17 protein-coding genes are annotated in these 15,800 nt (G+C 61.4%); 11 read left to right on the top strand and 6 right to left on the bottom strand.

Going from position 1 to position 15,800, the window contains the following annotated elements:
- Nucleotides 1–342: 342 nt before the first annotated feature.
- The 8 genes from ACYZT5_RS15540 to ACYZT5_RS15575 are packed head-to-tail and all read left to right on the top strand — an operon-like array spanning nt 343 to nt 6,600.
- Nucleotides 343–1,542, top strand: coding sequence for a PepSY-associated TM helix domain-containing protein (locus tag ACYZT5_RS15540; protein WP_462051870.1), 1,200 nt, complete (start codon nt 343–345; stop codon nt 1,540–1,542).
- The gene (locus ACYZT5_RS15545; RefSeq protein WP_462051871.1) at nt 1,539–2,081 is read left to right on the top strand and encodes a thiamine pyrophosphate-binding protein; all 543 of its coding nucleotides are present in this window, start codon (nt 1,539–1,541) and stop codon (nt 2,079–2,081) included. The genes ACYZT5_RS15540 and ACYZT5_RS15545 overlap by 4 nt, the downstream gene beginning before the upstream one ends.
- Nucleotides 2,078–2,407, top strand: coding sequence for a hypothetical protein (locus tag ACYZT5_RS15550; RefSeq protein ID WP_429510747.1), 330 nt, complete (start codon nt 2,078–2,080; stop codon nt 2,405–2,407). Before ACYZT5_RS15545 ends, ACYZT5_RS15550 begins: the two co-directional genes overlap by 4 nt.
- The gene (locus tag ACYZT5_RS15555; protein WP_462051872.1) at nt 2,404–2,976 is read left to right on the top strand and encodes a DUF6162 family protein; all 573 of its coding nucleotides are present in this window, start codon (nt 2,404–2,406) and stop codon (nt 2,974–2,976) included. Before ACYZT5_RS15550 ends, ACYZT5_RS15555 begins: the two co-directional genes overlap by 4 nt.
- Nucleotides 2,977–3,011: 35 nt before the next feature.
- On the top strand, nt 3,012–3,941 hold the full coding sequence (locus tag ACYZT5_RS15560) for a metal ABC transporter substrate-binding protein (protein WP_462051873.1): 930 nt from the start codon (nt 3,012–3,014) through the stop codon (nt 3,939–3,941).
- Nucleotides 3,938–4,789, top strand: a complete 852-nt coding sequence (locus ACYZT5_RS15565; RefSeq protein ID WP_462051874.1) for a metal ABC transporter ATP-binding protein — start codon at nt 3,938–3,940, stop codon at nt 4,787–4,789. Before ACYZT5_RS15560 ends, ACYZT5_RS15565 begins: the two co-directional genes overlap by 4 nt.
- Nucleotides 4,789–5,688: a metal ABC transporter permease gene (locus ACYZT5_RS15570; RefSeq protein ID WP_003226663.1), complete on the top strand. Its 900-nt coding sequence runs from the start codon at nt 4,789–4,791 to the stop codon at nt 5,686–5,688. The genes ACYZT5_RS15565 and ACYZT5_RS15570 overlap by 1 nt, the downstream gene beginning before the upstream one ends.
- Nucleotides 5,689–6,600 carry a metal ABC transporter substrate-binding protein gene (locus ACYZT5_RS15575; protein ID WP_462051875.1) on the top strand — a complete coding sequence of 304 codons (912 nt, stop codon included), beginning with the start codon at nt 5,689–5,691 and terminating at the stop codon, nt 6,598–6,600. It begins immediately after the preceding gene.
- Nucleotides 6,601–6,692: 92 nt separating this feature from the next.
- Here ACYZT5_RS15575 and ACYZT5_RS15580 read toward each other — a convergent pair whose 3' ends face one another.
- The 5 genes from ACYZT5_RS15580 to ACYZT5_RS15600 all read right to left on the bottom strand — a co-directional run bounded on the left by ACYZT5_RS15580 (nt 6,693) and on the right by ACYZT5_RS15600 (nt 11,200).
- The gene (locus ACYZT5_RS15580) at nt 6,693–6,920 is read right to left on the bottom strand and encodes an MbtH family protein (protein WP_008152757.1); all 228 of its coding nucleotides are present in this window, start codon (nt 6,918–6,920) and stop codon (nt 6,693–6,695) included.
- Nucleotides 6,921–7,001: 81 nt separating this feature from the next.
- Complete coding sequence (locus tag ACYZT5_RS15585) at nt 7,002–8,414, bottom strand: diaminobutyrate--2-oxoglutarate transaminase (RefSeq protein ID WP_462051876.1); 1,413 nt, start codon at nt 8,412–8,414, stop codon at nt 7,002–7,004.
- Nucleotides 8,415–8,491: 77 nt separating this feature from the next.
- A complete protein-coding gene (locus ACYZT5_RS15590; RefSeq protein WP_462051877.1) occupies nt 8,492–8,977 on the bottom strand; it encodes a GNAT family N-acetyltransferase in 486 nt (161 codons plus the stop codon).
- Nucleotides 8,978–9,194: 217 nt separating this feature from the next.
- Complete coding sequence (locus tag ACYZT5_RS15595; protein ID WP_462051878.1) at nt 9,195–10,520, bottom strand: ATP-binding protein; 1,326 nt, start codon at nt 10,518–10,520, stop codon at nt 9,195–9,197.
- Nucleotides 10,517–11,200: a response regulator gene (locus ACYZT5_RS15600; protein ID WP_462051879.1), complete on the bottom strand. Its 684-nt coding sequence runs from the start codon at nt 11,198–11,200 to the stop codon at nt 10,517–10,519. The genes ACYZT5_RS15595 and ACYZT5_RS15600 overlap by 4 nt, the downstream gene beginning before the upstream one ends.
- A gap of 153 nt (nt 11,201–11,353) precedes the next feature.
- On the opposite strand from ACYZT5_RS15600, the gene dsbD reads away from it, so the two are divergent.
- The 3 genes from dsbD to dsbG are packed head-to-tail and all read left to right on the top strand — an operon-like array spanning nt 11,354 to nt 14,699.
- Complete coding sequence (gene dsbD / locus ACYZT5_RS15605; RefSeq protein ID WP_462051880.1) at nt 11,354–13,090, top strand: protein-disulfide reductase DsbD; 1,737 nt, start codon at nt 11,354–11,356, stop codon at nt 13,088–13,090.
- On the top strand, nt 13,090–13,956 hold the full coding sequence (locus ACYZT5_RS15610) for a TlpA family protein disulfide reductase (RefSeq protein WP_462051881.1): 867 nt from the start codon (nt 13,090–13,092) through the stop codon (nt 13,954–13,956). Before dsbD ends, ACYZT5_RS15610 begins: the two co-directional genes overlap by 1 nt.
- Nucleotides 13,932–14,699, top strand: coding sequence for a thiol:disulfide interchange protein DsbG (gene dsbG, locus ACYZT5_RS15615; RefSeq protein WP_462051882.1), 768 nt, complete (start codon nt 13,932–13,934; stop codon nt 14,697–14,699). Before ACYZT5_RS15610 ends, dsbG begins: the two co-directional genes overlap by 25 nt.
- 128 nt (nt 14,700–14,827) lie before the next feature.
- Here dsbG and ACYZT5_RS15620 read toward each other — a convergent pair whose 3' ends face one another.
- Nucleotides 14,828–15,640, bottom strand: a complete 813-nt coding sequence (locus ACYZT5_RS15620) for an alpha/beta fold hydrolase (RefSeq protein WP_462051883.1) — start codon at nt 15,638–15,640, stop codon at nt 14,828–14,830.
- Between the last annotated feature and the right edge of the window lie 160 nt (nt 15,641–15,800).

Raw genomic sequence — 15,800 nt, forward strand, 5'->3', positions numbered from 1 at the left:
TAAGCTGGCGGCTCATGCCGCCAGGTTTCGTGTTGGATCGGCGCAAGTACACAACGCTCATGACTCTGTAGGAGCAAAGCTTGCTCGCGATAGCGGTAGCCCAGTCAACATCAATGTTGAATGACAGAAAGCAATCGCGAGCAAGCTTTGCTCCTACAGAAACCAGCCAATCGATATCACGAAACATTTTCTTTCACATCCCCCTTCGGGATTTTCGATGCTCATCCGTCTTATTTAGATGCAGTCGCCCGCGCAGGCAAAAGCCACGGCCCGGCCTTTCATGGACCTCAACGCTGGGAAGCCCTTAGCGGCGGCCCTCTCATCGAAACAAGACCTTTACTCATGTCGAAGAAATCCCGTTCAAGACTCTGGTTTCTGGTCCATAGCTGGCTGGCGCTTCCGATCTGGTTTTTCGTGCTGATCGTCTGCGTAACCGGCACCCTGGCGGTGGTCAGCCAGGAAATCGTCTGGCTGGCCAACCCGCAAATGCGCGCCAGCCAACCCTCGGACGATGCGCCGCTGCTCAGCTATGACCAGATCATCGCCGCTATCAAGAAGGCTGAGCCCAATACCCTGGTCGAGGCCATCAGCCGGCCCGATGAATCACACTTCGCCCTCGACGTTGACGTCAGCTACCCCGACGGTCGCTCCGTGACGGTTTACGTCAATCCCTACAGCGGCGTCATTCAGGGCACTGCCCCACAATTCAATTTCAAGGCGTTTACCCGCGCACTGCATGGCTGGTGGCTGGTGCCGTTTACCAATGGCTACAGCTGGGGCTGGTACCTGGTGTCGTTTCTCAGCCTGCCATTGCTGGCTTCGTTGGTCACCGGGCTGGTGGTCTACAAGCGCTTCTGGAAAGGTTTCTTCCGCCCGACTTTGCGCATTCGTCACGGCGCACGGATTTTCTGGGGCGACTTTCATCGCCTCAGTGGCATCTGGTCGATCTGGTTCATCGCGGTAATTTCCGTCACCAGCACCTGGTTCCTGATTCAGGCGTTCATGTTCGATAACCAGATTTCAATTTCCACCGCGCCGGTGGCTGCCGTGGTTCCGCGCGAAAGTGTCCCGCTGACGGCCGACGGTTCGCCTGCGCCGATGATCAGCCTGGAGACCGCCATTCGCGAAGCCAAGGAAGGTATTCCCGGCCTGGACGACAGCTTCGTCAGCCTGCCCGCCAATGCCTATAGCTATCTCTCGGTGGGCGGACGCAGTTCGTATCCGCTGATGTTCCAGACGGCCGACATCAACCCGTATACCGGCGACATCGCCGCCACCCGCTTGTTGTCGGACCGCTCCGGCCTGGAGTTGGTGACCGAATCCATGCGTCCGCTGCACACCGGCGATTTCGGCGGGATCTGGATCAAACTGATCTGGTTCCTCTTCGGCCTGATCCTCAGCATGATGGTCCTCAGCGGCCTGTTGATCTGGACCAAGCGCACCGCCCTGGCCACGGCCAACGCCCTCAAACGCAGCAACAAACGCCCACGCAGTCAGACCGTTCCGGCCACCCGCCGTGAAACCACGGAGATCAGCCAATGAGCCTGTTCGCCGCAGAAAAACCGGGGTCGACACTGAGCCGTTTCTGGCACAAATGGCGCTTCCACATCAACGTTCTGCTGTTGCTGGTGCCGTTGGGGTTCATGCCCAAATACTTCGCCGACGCCGCGCTGTTTCGCGGTGACACCGGCCTGGGTGAGCGGGAAATCGGCGAGGTTCAGGTGGGCCCCTGGAGCCTGCGTCTGGCCGAGTTGCGTAACGATGCACCGACCCTCGATGGCCCGGCCGGCTTCATGAAGAGCTTCAACGCGGCGCTGTGCGACCGCTGTCGCGATCAGGTCAAGGCGACTTACCTGCGCATTGGCAAACCACGCAGCCTGCGCGCGGCCGGGGTGATTTTCTTCGGCACGCCGTACCTCATGGGCGCGATGCTGCCGATCCCCGAGAAGACCAAAGCCGACGCCGAGCTGTGGATCACCATGGAAGGCTGGGACGGCGCCATGCATCAGGCATCTGTCCCCCTGAGTCAGGCATCCCCGGCCACCCTCGCCTGGCTGAACCAACAAGGAGGCAAACCATGATCAACGTTATACGTCCTCTCAGCGCCGCACTGCTGGTGCTCTGTGCCGGTTTCAGCGCCAGCGCCCTGGCCCACAACCCGATGTGCGAATGCAAAGCCATCGACGCCGAGCAGATCAAATGCACCGGCGGTTTCTCCGACGGCAGCGGCGCGCCGGGCGTGACCCTGGATGTGATCGGCTACGACGAAACCATCCTGGTGCCGGGCAAGCTCGGTGCCGATTCAACCCTGACCTTCAAGAAGCCCGGCGCCGAGTTCTACGTGCTGTTCGACGCAGGCCCTGGCCACGTCGTTGAGATCGACCAAGCGGACATCGAAGCCCCATGAGTACGCCAACCACGCACGTCGTCCGCCCGGCCGGTGCCGGCCATGAAACCCTCTATGTGTTGCTGTTGTGCCTGATGATCCTGACGGTTGCCGGCTCGGTGGTCGCCTGGCGCGGTGAGTCTCAGGTAGTCAGCAGCGTTGGCAGCCATCAACTGGATGCCCGCCGTGACTTGAGCGCGTCCGAGCAAGGCATCTACGCCGACCTGCGGGTGACGCTCGATGAAATTCACCTGCTGCGTCAGGAGCAACAGGCGCTCCCCGCCCCCGCAGCCCTCGCCGATGAAGGTTTTGCGCCGTTTGCCCAGGACGCCAGTTCCGTCAGCCGTGGCGCTCATGCCTGGCAATTGCTCGACGCCAAGGCTTACTTCGGCCAGAGCCAGACGCCCACCGTGGCGGGTTCGTTTTTGATGCGCTTGACCGCTGTCGACGATGCTCCGGACGTCTGGCTCAACCGCGGCAAAGCCCTCGCGGCCCCGACCGATCTCACCGACGCCGCGCTCGAAAGCGCCGGTTGGCAGCAGATCGTCGCGCAATTCGATGCCGGCGTGACCCGCCAGCACCGGCACTGAACCCTCGCCTTCACCCGAGAGAAGACCGCTTTCCCATGCCTATTTCATCTCAACGTCGTCCGCTTTTGCGCCTGCTGCTGATCAGCCTGTTTGCCTGTCTGCTGCCACCCATGGCCCATGCTGATGAGGCCAAGCGCCTGCGCATCGGCATCACCCTGCACCCTTATTACAGCTACGTGGCGAACATCGTCGGTGACAAGGCCGAGGTGGTGCCGTTGATTCCGGCCGGTTTCAACCCGCATGCCTACGAGCCGCGCGCCGAAGACATCAAGCGCATCAGCGGGCTGGACGTGATCGTGCTCAACGGCGTCGGCCATGACGACTTCGCCGACCGCATGATCGCCGCCAGCGAAACCCCGAACATCCCGGTGATCGAAGCCAACGAAAACGTACCGTTGCTGGCCGCCACCGGCGTCGCCGCTCGCGGCGCCGGCAAAGTCGTAAACCCGCACACGTTCCTGTCGATCAGCGCCTCGATTGCCCAGGTCAACAACATCGCCCGGGAACTGGGCAAGCTCGACCCGACCAACGCCAAGGCCTACACCCAGAACGCCCGCGCCTATGGCAAGCGCCTGCGGCAGATGCGCGCCGACGCCCTGGCGAAACTGACCCGGGCGCCGAACGCCGAACTGCGGGTGGCCACGGTTCACGCGGCTTATGACTATTTGCTGCGCGAGTTCGGCCTGGAAGTGATCGCTGTGGTCGAACCGGCCCACGGCATCGAACCGAGCCCGAGTCAGCTGAAAAAGACCATCGATCAACTGCGGGAACTGGACGTGAAGGTGATCTTCTCGGAGATGGATTTCCCGTCCACCTACGTCGAGACCATCCAGCGTGAATCCGGGGTGAAGCTGTATCCGTTGTCGCACATTTCCTATGGCGAATACACCGCCGACAAGTACGAAAAGGAAATGACCGGCAACCTCAACACCGTGGTCCGGGCGATTCAGGAGTCCGGCCAATGACCGCCAAAGAAACCATCAGCGTATCCCCTGTGGGAGCGAGCCTGCTCGCGAAGGCGTCCAGTCAGTCAACATCATCGTTAAATGACACACCGCATTCGCGAGCAGGTCGAATCGTCGCACCGTCGCTCCCACAGATTTCGGGGCCGACCCTCGATTTCGCCGACGTCAGCCTGACGTTGGGCCGCACGACGATCCTCGACAACGTCACGTTCCAGGTCCAGCCCGGCAGCGTGCATGCGCTGGTCGGCCCCAACGGTGGCGGCAAAAGTTCGCTGATCAAGACTCTGCTCGGGCAGATGCCGCATCAGGGTCGTCTGAGCCTGCAATGGCCCGGCACACCGGGAACCATCGGCTACGTGCCTCAAGCCCTGGAATTTGATCGGGGTTTGCCGATGACCGTCGACGATTTCATGGCCGCGATGTGCCAGCGGCGTCCGGCGTTTCTCGGGTTGAGCAAGCACTACGCCGCCGCGATTGGCGAAGCCCTGGAACGGGTCGGTATGCAGGACAAACGCAAGCGGCGCATGGGTGCGTTGTCCGGCGGTGAACGGCAACGGGTATTGCTGGCTCAAGGCCTGATCCCGGCGCCGCAGTTGTTGGTGCTCGACGAACCGATGTCGGCGCTCGACGAGGCCGGTATTCAGGTGTTCGAACGGCTGCTCGGCGACTGGCGCCAGAGCGGGATCACCGTGCTGTGGATCGAACATGATCTGGAAGCGGTTGGACGATTGGCGGATCGCGTCACAGGGCTTAATCGCCGGGTACTGTTCGATGCCACGCCGAAACAGGCGCTGACCCCGGAACGCCTGCTGACCCTGTTTTCGACCCATCCTCGGAGCGCTGCCTGATGAGTTACGAAGCCTTTCGTTTGATGGTTCAGGGTTGGGCCTCCTCGGGTTATCTGCCCGAGGCGCTGGCCTACGGATTTGTGGTCAACGCGCTGCTCGCCGGCTTGCTGATCGGCCCGGTGCTGGGCGGTTTGGGTACGTTGGTGGTGGTCAAGCGCTTCGCGTTTTTCTCCGAAGCGGTAGGCCACGCGGCGCTGACCGGTGTGGCCATCGGCATTCTGCTGGGCGAACCTTACACCGGGCCTTACGGCAGTCTGTTCGGCTACTGCTTGTTGTTTGGCATCTTGCTGAACTACCTGCGCAACCGCACGGGTCTGGCGCCGGACACGTTGATCGGTGTGTTCCTCTCGGTGTCGTTGGCGCTGGGTGCCAGTCTGCTGCTGATTCTGGCGGGCAAGATCAACGTGCACATCCTCGAAAACGTGCTGTTCGGTTCGGTGCTGACCGTCAACGGCAATGACCTGTTGGTATTGGCCATCGTCGGTTCGCTGGTCATGGCGCTGGCCTTACCGCTGTACAACCGCATCATGCTGGCCAGTTTCAATCCGCAACTGGCGGCGGTCCGTGGTGTGGCGGTGAAGACACTGGATTATCTGTTTGTGATTCTGGTGACCCTGATCACCGTGGCGGCGGTGAAAGTCATCGGCGCGATTCTGGTCGGTGCCCTGTTGGTGATTCCAGCGGCAGCGGCGCGTTTGCTCAGCCAGTCGCTCAAGGGTTTTTTCTGGTGCTCGGTGCTGATCGCCACGGTCAGCACGCTGTGCGGGATCCTCGCGCCGATTGTCTTCGATCTGCCTATTCCGTCCGGCGCCGCGATCATTTTGGTGGCCGGTATCGCCTTCGCTCTCGCCGCCATTGCGCGTGGCGTTGTCCCCAGTCTGAAAGGGAATCTCGGATAAATGTCATTTACTTTGCGTCAATTGACCTTGGCAGTGGCCTTGTGCGGGCTGGTGAACACAACCTTTGCAGTTGACAGCGCCAAACCGCTGCGCGTGCTGGCGTCCTTGCCGATCACTTATGGTCTGGGTGAAGTCTTGCTCAAAGGCACTGACGTCAACCTTGAACGTGCCGCGCCAGCCAACCTGCCCGGCAGCCGTCAGACCGCGTACTTCACAGGCCGTGGGGCTCCGGCGCTGGCCAAACTGGCGACCGACGCGGATGCGGTGATCGGCCTGCGCTCGTTGTGGGCGGATGACCCGCTGTATACGATCTCTCGACGCAGCAACATCCGTATCGTTGAGGTCGATGCCGCGCGCCCGGTGGATGGCGCCCTGCCCGGCATCGCCGTGCAACCTGGCAATAAGGTCGATGGGTTGAACAGTCAGCCGTGGTTTTCCAGTAACAACATGGGGCGGATGGCGGACGTGATGGCGGCGGACCTGGTGCGTCTGGCGCCCGAGGCCAAGCCGAAAATCGAGGCCAACCTGGCGGCGCTTAAACAACGCTTGCTCAAGTTCAGCGCCGACAGCGAAGCGCGGTTGGCCAGCGCCGACAACCTCAGCGTGATGAGCCTGAGTGATCACTTAGGCTATCTGATTGGCGGCCTCAACCTGGAGCTGATCGGCCTCGATGCGCGGCCGGATGCCGAGTGGACACCTGAAGCGCTCAAGCAACTGGGCGCGACACTCAAGGACAATGACGTGGCGGTGGTGTTGCATCATCGACAGCCGTCGGATGCGGTGAAAGCGGTGATTGCCGAGGCAGGGAGTCGATTGGTGGTGTTGAGTGTCGATGCGGCGGATCCAGTGGCCGAGCTGGAAGGGAATGTGGATTTGCTGATCAAGGGGTTGAGCGGTAAACCTGCCGCCTAGGAAGATCGTTCCCACGCTCTGCGTGGGAACGATCACTAACAAAAAGCCCGCTGACCGATATCGGTTCAGCGGGCTTCTTTTTGCGCGGTGACTTAGTGAGCCACCGCCGCCTGTTCTTCCATTTTCTGACGCAGGCTCAGAGGACGCATGTCAGTCCAGGTTTCTTCGATGTAGGCCAGGCATTCCTTTTTCAGGCCGCTCTTGCCTACGGTACGCCAGCCTGCAGGCACGGCTTTGTAGTCGGGCCAGATCGAGTATTGCTCTTCGTGGTTGACCACGACCTGAAAGAGGATGTCCTCGCGGTCGAATACTGAAGTCATGGTGTTTCTCCATCGCTGTAGGGTGGGCTGCACTGCGTGCGCAGCCGTTATGTAGAAGGAACGTGCCAGAGGCTGAAAAATTTAGAGGCTGGCGATGGCAGCGGCCATGGCCCTGCCGAAAATCTCGGCCACCCGATCGATTTCCGCCGCAGTGATCACCAGCGGCGGCAGGAAGCGCACCACGCCGCCATGACGGCCGCCCAGTTCAAGAATCAAGCCGCGCTTGAGGCATTCACGCTGCACCAGTGGCGCCAGACGACCGAAAATCGGTGGATGACCCAATGCATCCGGCGCACCCGTCGGATCGACCAGTTCAATGCCAAGCATCAAGCCGCGACCCCGAATGTCACCCAGTTGCGGGAAGTCCCGTTGCAGGATGCGCAGGTGTTCGCTCAAGCGTTCGCCCATGGCAGCGGCGTGCTCGCAGACCTTGTGTTCGGTCAGGTAACGCATCACCGCAGAACCTGCGGCCATGGCCATCTGATTGCCGCGGAAAGTCCCGGCATGGGCGCCCGGCAGCCAGGTGTCGAGCCAGTCACGATAGACCACCACGGCTAGCGGCAAACTACCGCCGATGGCTTTTGACATGACCACCACGTCCGGAATGATCCCGGCGTGTTCGAAGGCGAACATCTTGCCGGTGCGGGCAAAACCGCTCTGGATTTCATCGACGATCAGCGCCACGCCGGCCTTTTCGGTAATCCGCCGCAGGCCGCGCAACCAGTCGAGATCGGCCGGGATCACCCCGCCCTCGCCCTGCACTGCTTCGACGATCACTGCCGCCGGCAATTGCACACCCGCCTCGGGATCATTCAGCAGGTTTTCCAGGTAATTCAGATTGACCTGCACGCCTTGCGCGCCGCCGAGCCCGAACGGGCAGCGGTAATCGTAGGGATACGGCATGAACTGCACGCCACTGCTGAGCAAGGAGCCCAAGGGCTTTTTCGGCCCCAGGCTGCCCATCAGACTCAGCGCGCCCTGGCTCATGCCGTGATAACCGCCCTGGAACGACAGCACGGTGCTGCGTCCGGTGGCGGTGCGCACCAGTTTCAGCGCGGCTTCCACCGCGTCGGTGCCGGTCGGGCCGCAGAACTGGATCTTGGCTTCAGCGGCCAATGCCGGCGGCAGCAAACCGAACAGGTCCTGAACGAACTGATCCTTGACCGGGGTCGTCAGGTCGAGAGTGTGCAGGGGCAGCTCATCGGTCAGCACTTGCTGGATCGCTTCGATCACCACCGAATGGTTGTGCCCCAGGGCCAGGGTCCCGGCGCCGGCCAGACAGTCGATGAAACGGCGGCCTTCGACGTCTTCGACATAAATACCCTTGGCACGTTTGAGGGCCAGGGGAATGCGTCGCGGATAGCTGCGGGCATTCGATTCCTGCTGGTTTTGACGGGCCAGTAACGGCGATTCGTGGAACTGATAAAGCGTCTCGGTCGGCGCCGGAGTGATCCGGGCCGACTGATCTTCCATAAGGCTGGTAGCGACTGACATCTCTCGACCCCTCAATAAGGTTTTCCTGTTCTGGAAACGCTTCAGGGCACCGAGGATTTAGACCCTCGATCAGCTTTCTATGAAGGGGGTGTCAGCGCTTTGCGCATGGGAATGGCATGGAGCCCAGCCACCGCGAAGGTTTCAGCGCAAGGCTGGTAACCCAGATGACGGTAAAACGCTTCACTGGTACGGGTGCTGTTGAGTCGTGCCTGGCGCAAACCCTGATCGGTCAACCAGCCTTCGAGGTCGTGCACCAGTGCTTGCCCGGCCCCGCGACGAAACCATTCCGGCTGCACGTAACAGAACGCGACCTTGCCGCTGATCGCGGCCATGGCCACGCCGACCGGTTTGTCCTGCAACAGGGCGATGTTCAGGTACAACCGCTGGTCGGTCAGCCAGGGCTGCACGTGTTCGATGGTTTTGTTGTGGGTCCAGGTGGCGACGGTCAGCGGATCGTTGCGATGGTCGAGCGCGCAACCCACGCGAATGGAGCGCTCGACGATCCGGCTGATGATGCCGGCGTCGGCGGGGGTTGCCTTGCAGATGTGTAGGGGTGCATCCATGGCGCTGTTACCTCAATCCATTGAGTCAAAGCTGCCGGGGACGATAGCGCTGGTGACGGCTCGAATGCCAATGGAGAGACGTTACATTTGATGTGCAACATAAGCCCCCTGTGGGAGCGAGCCTGCTCGCGAAGGCGGCGTTTCAGGCACATCAATGCTGGATGTGCCGCCGCTTTCGCGAGCAGGCTCGCTCCCACAAGGTAGATTGTGTGGTCCGTTAACTCGGCTGCAAAGGCATGGTCAACTCAACCCGCAACCCATCCGGCCGGCTGTCGAAATGCAACGTACAACCGCAACGCTGGACAATCGCCTGGACAATCGCCAGACCGAGACCGCAGCCGGTGCTTTGGCCGTTGCGCCAGAAGCGTTGGGTCAGGTGTTGCAGATCATCTTCGGCAATGCCGGGCCCATGGTCGCGAACCATAAACTGCACACGGTTGCCGGTGGTTACCAGACTCAACTCCACCGCGCCGTCGCCCGGGGTATGGCGCAGCGCGTTGTCCAACAGGTTGCGCAGCGCGGCAATCGACAGCACGGCGGGCATTTGCACCGGGGCGTGAGAGATCTTCGGCGGCACCTGAAATTTGATCCGCTGACGATCACCGCTGGCGGCGTCCTGAATCGCCAGTTTCGCCACCTGCTCGGCGCTGCATTGCACACCGTCATCGAACGACAGACTGCCCTCGACCCGCGCCAGCAGCAGCAATTGTTCAAGGGTCCGGTGCAGGCGATCGGCGCCCTCTTCGGCCCGGGCCAGGGATTGATCCCGGGCCGCGCCGTCGGTCATGCGCGCCACTTGCAGGTGGGTCTTGATCGCCGTCAGCGGGCTGCGTAATTCGTGGGCGGCGTCACCGGTCAGACGGCGTTCCCGTTCGATGGTCTTGCCGATCCGTTGGAACAACTGATTCTGGGTGTCCAGCAACGGTTGCAGTTCGCTGGGCAGCGGCTGGATCTGCAGCGGTTCCAGGGAGTCGGCACTGCGGCGCATCAAGGCATCGCGCATGCGGTTGAGTGGCGCCAGCCCTTGGCCGATACCCAGCCAGAGCAGGCACAGGCAACCGAGCAAGGCCACGCCCACCGGCACCGACGCCGCCAGCAGGATCGACATATTCAGCGCCTCACGCTCGATCTGCCGATCAGCGGTGGTGATGCGCAGATCGCCGCGCGCCAGAGTAAAACTACGCCACGGTGCACCATCGATCATCTGGTCGTGAAAGCCCATTTTCTCGGCTTCCAGGGTTTGTTGCGGATCGGTGTGACTGCGGGCGAGGATTTCGCCACGCAACGAACTGACCTGACAGGCCATGCCGCCGGGGATGTTCAGTTGTTCAGCACTGAAATGGGTGCCCTCGCCCTTGCTTGGCAACGCCGGCATTTGCTCCATCAGGCCGGCAACCATGCGTGCCGACGCCACCAGCCGCTGGTCGAGGGAAAACATCATTTGGTTGCGCAGGTCGCTGAGCATCCAGGCCGCAGCCAGGGCCCAGATCAGCGCAAAAGCGGCGCCGAGTGTCAGGCTCAGACGCAAACGCAGGCTCATCACTTTTTCAATTCCTCTGCGCCATCGGCCGGCCCCAGGCGATAGCCCAGGCCGCGCACCGTCTCGACAATGCCATTGCCGAGTTTGCGCCGCAGGTGATGGATATGCACATTGAGAGCGTTGCTTTCCAGCTCATCGTTAAAACCATAAACGCTGTCTTTCAACTGCTCGGTGGACAACACCCGGCCCCGGTTATGCAGCAAGGCCTGCAACAGCGACTGCTCGCGACGGGAAAGGTCCACCGGCTGGCCGCCAAGCAGGGTTTCGCGGCTGCTCGGGTCGTAGGTCAACCGACCGTGCTCGATCAGGTTGACACTGCGCCCCGCCACCCGTCGCAACAACGTATGCAGACGCGCGGCGAGTTCACGCAGGTCGAAGGGCTTGAGCAAGTAATCGTCGGCGCCCGCTTGCAAGCCATCGACGCGATCCGTCACCGAGTCCCGCGCCGTCAGAATCAGCACCGGAATCTCCAGGCCACTGTGACGCAACTGCTGTAACAGTTTCAGGCCGTCTTCATCGGGAAGGCCGAGATCGAGCACCATCACATCGAATTCCGCCACTTTGAGCATCGCCCGGGCAGACGACGCGGTAGCGACGTGCTCTACCGTCAGGCCCTGAGCGGTGAGGCCCGCGACAATGCCGCTGGCGATCAGCTCATCGTCTTCGCAAACCAGTACATGCATGGGGAGCCCCGTAGAAAAAAGGTCATTAGGCAGTTGGCCGATTAAGCGCACATTATGCCGCAAGGGCCATTGCCACAAGGTTGTTACGGTTAATCATCGGTTAATCGCCGCCACCCATTGTGCATTCCACTTGCACAGGGATAAGGCTTACCCATGCGTCAACTGTTTCTATTCTTTGTTCTACTGATCTCGGGTTTGGCCCAGGCAGGGACTGATCCGTTCGCGACCAAACCCGACTTTCTTCCCCTCGGCAAGGCGTTCATCTTCACCTCCGAACGCCTCGATTCCGGTGAAACTCAGCTCTATTGGCAAATCGCCGACGGTTATTACCTCTACCAGCAACGCCTGAAGTTCGATGGCTTGCCCGCGGAACACAAGCCTGTATTGCCTGACGGCGAAGCGCACAGCGATGAGTTCTTCGGCGAACAGCAGGTCTATCGCCAAGGCCTGGAACTGAAGATCCCGGCAGGCGCCACGGGTCAGATCAAGGTGGGCTTCCAGGGGTGTGCCGATGCCGGTTTGTGTTATCCGCCGCACACTCAGGTCGTGGATCTGGGCGGTAGATCGACTACCGCTGCGGCAAACGAAGCGCCAGATCAAGCCTTGGCCAGCGACCTGCAACAACAGGCGCTGGGCTGGAGCTTGCTGGTGTTCTTTGGTCTGGGGCTGTTGCTGGCCTTCACGCCTTGCTCGTTGCCGATGCTGCCGATTCTGGCCGGTTTGATCGTCGGCAGTGGCGCCACGCCCAAGCGCGGTTTCGCCTTGGCGACCAGCTACGTCGTGAGCATGGCGCTGGTGTATGCGGCGATGGGCGTTCTGGCCGCGCTGCTCGGGGCGAATCTGCAGGCGTTGTTGCAGAACCCTTGGTTGCTGGGCAGTTTCGCGACTGTGTTTGTGTTGCTGGCGTTGCCGATGTTCGGTTTCTTCGAGTTGCAACTGCCGGTGGCGGTGCGTGATCGATTGGAAAATGTCTCGCGCAATCAGCGCGGCGGCAATCTGTTCGGCGCCGGTGTGTTGGGTGCCTTGTCCGGTTTGCTGGTGGGCCCGTGCATGACCGCCCCACTGGCGGGCGCCTTGCTTTACATCGCGCAAAGCGGCAACGCGCTGCATGGCGGGTTGATTCTGTTCGCCATGGGCATCGGCATCGGTGTGCCGCTGCTGTTGCTGGTGACCGTCGGCAATCGCTTTGTGCCCAAACCCGGCGCCTGGATGAACCTGCTCAAAGGTGTGTTCGGCTTCCTGTTCCTCGCCACTGCCCTGCTGATGCTGCGCCCGGTGCTGGATGAATCCCTGTGGGTCGGCTTGTGCGGCGCCTTGCTGGTGCTCGCGGCCTACAGCGCCTGGCGCCAATCCGACGGTTTCGGACGGACCGCTCATGTGTTCGGGGCCAGCTCTTTGTTACTGGGTTTGTGGGGCAGCCTGCTGCTGGTGGGTGCCGCCGGTGGCAGTGACGATCTGTTCAAGCCGTTAAAGGTCTACAGCACTTCAAACTCGAGCCGTGCGGCAACCCCTGTCGGCCACGACGCCTTCACCACCCTCAAGGACCCCGCCGAACTGCAACGGGAACTGGACGCGGCACGGGCTCAAGGCCAGTGGGTGCTGCTGGACTACTACGCCGACTGGTGCGTGTCGTGCAAGGTCATGGAAAAACAGGTATTCGGCAAACCCCACGTACTGGAAGCCTTGAGCGATGTGCGCTTGCTACGCCTGGACGTCACCGCCGACAATGCCGCCAGCCGCGAACTGCTCGGCCGTTATAAAGTGCCGGGGCCACCGAGCCTGCTGTGGATCGGTGCCGACGGCATCGAGCGTCGCAGCCAGCGCATCACCGGTGAGGTCGATGCCGATACTTTCCTGCAACGCTGGACCACCACCCGAGACGCCCGTTAATGCTGACCTTTACCCTCGGCACTTTTGCCATCGCGCTTAATCACCTGCTGCTGATCAGTGCCCTGGCGCTGGCGACCTTCGTCGGCTGGCGGGTGGCCAAGCGCGGCGGCGAAAACCCGGAGTCGGTGCTGTTCAGCCTGTTCCTGCTGGGCATGCTGGCCGCCCGGATCAGCTTCGTGATCGCCTACTGGGCGCAGTACCGCAACGATCTGTGGCAGATCATCGACCTGCGCGACGGCGGTTTCCTCGCCTGGCCCGGTGTGATCGTGCTGCTGCTCGCCGCGTTGTATCGAGGCTGGCGTCGCCCGGGTTTACGCCGTCCATTGGGCTTTGGCGTGGCCAGCGGCCTGGCGTTCTGGCTGCTGGCGACGTTCTCCCTGACGATTTACGAACAAGGCACGCGCCTGCCGGAAATTGCCCTGCGCAATGCCGCCGGTGAAACCGTGCAATTGGCCGACTACAAGGGCGGCCCGTTGGTGATCAATCTCTGGGCCACCTGGTGTCCGCCGTGTCGTCGGGAAATGCCGGTGCTGGAAAACGCCCAGCAACACCGCCCGGACCTGACGTTCCTGTTCGTCAACCAGGCTGAAAGCATGCAAAGCGTCAGTACCTTTCTGGAAACCCAGGGCTTGAGCCTGTCCAACGTGTTGTTTGATGGCAGTGGCCGATTGGGCCAGGCCGTCGGCTCCATGGCGTTGCCGACTACGCTGTTCTACAACCCCGACGGTCGCCTGCTGGGCAGCCACTTGGGCGAGCTGTCGGAAGCCAGCCTGGCCCGCGCCCTGGAAAACTTCGACACCCCGAATCCTGCCGCACCGGCCACCTCTTCAAGGAAACTGCCATGTCCCGCCTCCGCCACCTGCTGACATTGACCCTGGGCGCCGCCCTGCTGCACTTGCCGTCGGTACAGGCTGAAGAGCTGCCCGAAGCGATCAAGAAAATCGAAGCCAAGGGCGCGAAAATCGTCGGCCAATTCGACGCACCCGACGGTCTGCGTGGTTATGCGGCGCAGTACCAGAGCCGTGGCATCGCGCTTTACCTGACTCCCGATGGCAAGCATGTGCTGCTCGGTAATCTGTACGACGCCGACGGCAACGACCTGAGCAGCGCGCCGCTGCAGAAGCTGGTTTACGCACCGATGGCCAAGGAAGTCTGGGGCAAAATGGAAGCCAGCAACTGGATCGGTGACGGGAAGAAAGATGCGCCGCGGATCGTGTACCTGTTCAGCGATCCGAATTGCCCTTACTGCAACATGTTCTGGGAGCAGGCGCGGCCATGGGTCAAGGCTGGCAAGGTGCAGCTGCGGCACATTATGGTCGGCATCATTCGAGAAGACAGCCCGGGCAAATCGGCTGCGCTGCTGGCCGCCAAGGATCCGCAGAAAGCGCTGGAAGACCACGAGAAATCCGGTAAGGACAGTTCGCTAAAAGCCCTGAAAGACGTACCTCCGGCGATTCAGGCGAAACTGGCGGCGAACATGCAGCTGATGGAAGACCTGGAGCTGCAGGCCACCCCGGCGATTTTCTACACGGACGACAAGGGCGAGTTGCAACAGCAGCAAGGCGCGCCTTCGCCGGATAAATTGGTGCAGATTCTCGGGCCGAAGTGACCTCACCGGCCCCATTGATCGTTCCCACGCTCTGCGTGGGAATGCCGCCCCGGACGCTCCGCGTCCGCTTCAGATCGTGGCGCAGAGCGCCACAGGATGCATTCCCACGCAGAGCGTGGGAACGATCTTTACTTGAGTTTTGCCAGAAACTTCAACAACGCCTCGGTGACGAACTCCGGATTCTCCAGATTAGAGATATGCCCCGCCTCCGGCACCAGCACCGATGGGCAACCGATCAACTCGGCCATCTCCCTCGTCTCCGATGGCGGCCGCGGTTTGTCCTGATCGCCACACATCACCAGCGTGGTTTCAGGATTCAACTCGCCCAGTCGCGGCAACAGATCATCACGCCCAAACGTAATCCGACCCATCGGCACAATGCTCTCGCGCAGCCGTTCAGGCGGCAATGCAGCCAGTTTGGCGCGGAAATCCTGATACAGCGCCGACTGCGGATCGATGCCCGGACGGAAGAAGATCGGCACCACAATATCGAGTAGCTGCGGCGCAATCACGCCGGTGTCTTCGATCTGTTTGAACAGCGAGAAATAGTATTGGCGAGTCGGTTCGGGTTCGACCCCGACGAAGGTGTCCATCAGCACCAGACCGTTGATCCGCTGCGGCGCCGACAGCGCCAGACGCACGCCCCACATGCCACCGACCGAGAGACCGACCAGCGTGACACGGTCGATGTCCAGATGATCGAGCAACGCCAGTGCCTGACGTGCGATGTCATCCAGCGAATTCGTGCCTTGGGGTAGTGGCCCGGATTCACCGTGGCCCCATAAGTCCAGAGCAATTACCCGGTAGTGTTGCGACAACGCGGCAATTTGCGGCGCCCACATGGCCTGGTCCCACAGATAACTGCCGGCCAGCAGAACGGCTGGGCCAGTGCCTTGATCAATGTAGTGAAGGGGTTGTCCATCAACCGTTACGAAGGGCATTGACTGTCTCCTTTGTGAATTGCGATCCACCCAAAAAAGCACAAGCAGCCTGAGCCGCATGTGCTCGGCAGTCAACCGGATTGAAGATCAAAAGATCGCAGCCTGCGGCAGCTCCTACAGGTGTACGCCTAGCCTGTGTAGGAGCTGGCGAAGCCTGCGA

It is taken from the genome of Pseudomonas sp. LB3P14, from assembly GCF_054898045.1.

What these genes read in the sequence shown, in the direction of transcription:
- dsbG (WP_462051882.1), top strand. Translation starts at nt 13,932, where the DNA reads ATGTCCCGCCTCCGCCACCTGCTGACATTGACCCTGGGCGCCGCCCTG.
- ACYZT5_RS15560 (WP_462051873.1), top strand. Translation starts at nt 3,012, where the DNA reads ATGCCTATTTCATCTCAACGTCGTCCGCTTTTGCGCCTGCTGCTGATC.
- ACYZT5_RS15540 (WP_462051870.1), top strand. Translation starts at nt 343, where the DNA reads ATGTCGAAGAAATCCCGTTCAAGACTCTGGTTTCTGGTCCATAGCTGG.
- ACYZT5_RS15580 (WP_008152757.1), bottom strand. Translation starts at nt 6,920, where the DNA reads ATGACTTCAGTATTCGACCGCGAGGACATCCTCTTTCAGGTCGTGGTC.
- ACYZT5_RS15610 (WP_462051881.1), top strand. Translation starts at nt 13,090, where the DNA reads ATGCTGACCTTTACCCTCGGCACTTTTGCCATCGCGCTTAATCACCTG.
- ACYZT5_RS15555 (WP_462051872.1), top strand. Translation starts at nt 2,404, where the DNA reads ATGAGTACGCCAACCACGCACGTCGTCCGCCCGGCCGGTGCCGGCCAT.
- ACYZT5_RS15575 (WP_462051875.1), top strand. Translation starts at nt 5,689, where the DNA reads ATGTCATTTACTTTGCGTCAATTGACCTTGGCAGTGGCCTTGTGCGGG.
- ACYZT5_RS15570 (WP_003226663.1), top strand. Translation starts at nt 4,789, where the DNA reads ATGAGTTACGAAGCCTTTCGTTTGATGGTTCAGGGTTGGGCCTCCTCG.
- ACYZT5_RS15565 (WP_462051874.1), top strand. Translation starts at nt 3,938, where the DNA reads ATGACCGCCAAAGAAACCATCAGCGTATCCCCTGTGGGAGCGAGCCTG.
- ACYZT5_RS15585 (WP_462051876.1), bottom strand. Translation starts at nt 8,414, where the DNA reads ATGTCAGTCGCTACCAGCCTTATGGAAGATCAGTCGGCCCGGATCACT.
- ACYZT5_RS15590 (WP_462051877.1), bottom strand. Translation starts at nt 8,977, where the DNA reads ATGGATGCACCCCTACACATCTGCAAGGCAACCCCCGCCGACGCCGGC.
- dsbD (WP_462051880.1), top strand. Translation starts at nt 11,354, where the DNA reads ATGCGTCAACTGTTTCTATTCTTTGTTCTACTGATCTCGGGTTTGGCC.
- ACYZT5_RS15550 (WP_429510747.1), top strand. Translation starts at nt 2,078, where the DNA reads ATGATCAACGTTATACGTCCTCTCAGCGCCGCACTGCTGGTGCTCTGT.
- ACYZT5_RS15600 (WP_462051879.1), bottom strand. Translation starts at nt 11,200, where the DNA reads ATGCATGTACTGGTTTGCGAAGACGATGAGCTGATCGCCAGCGGCATT.
- ACYZT5_RS15545 (WP_462051871.1), top strand. Translation starts at nt 1,539, where the DNA reads ATGAGCCTGTTCGCCGCAGAAAAACCGGGGTCGACACTGAGCCGTTTC.
- ACYZT5_RS15620 (WP_462051883.1), bottom strand. Translation starts at nt 15,640, where the DNA reads ATGCCCTTCGTAACGGTTGATGGACAACCCCTTCACTACATTGATCAA.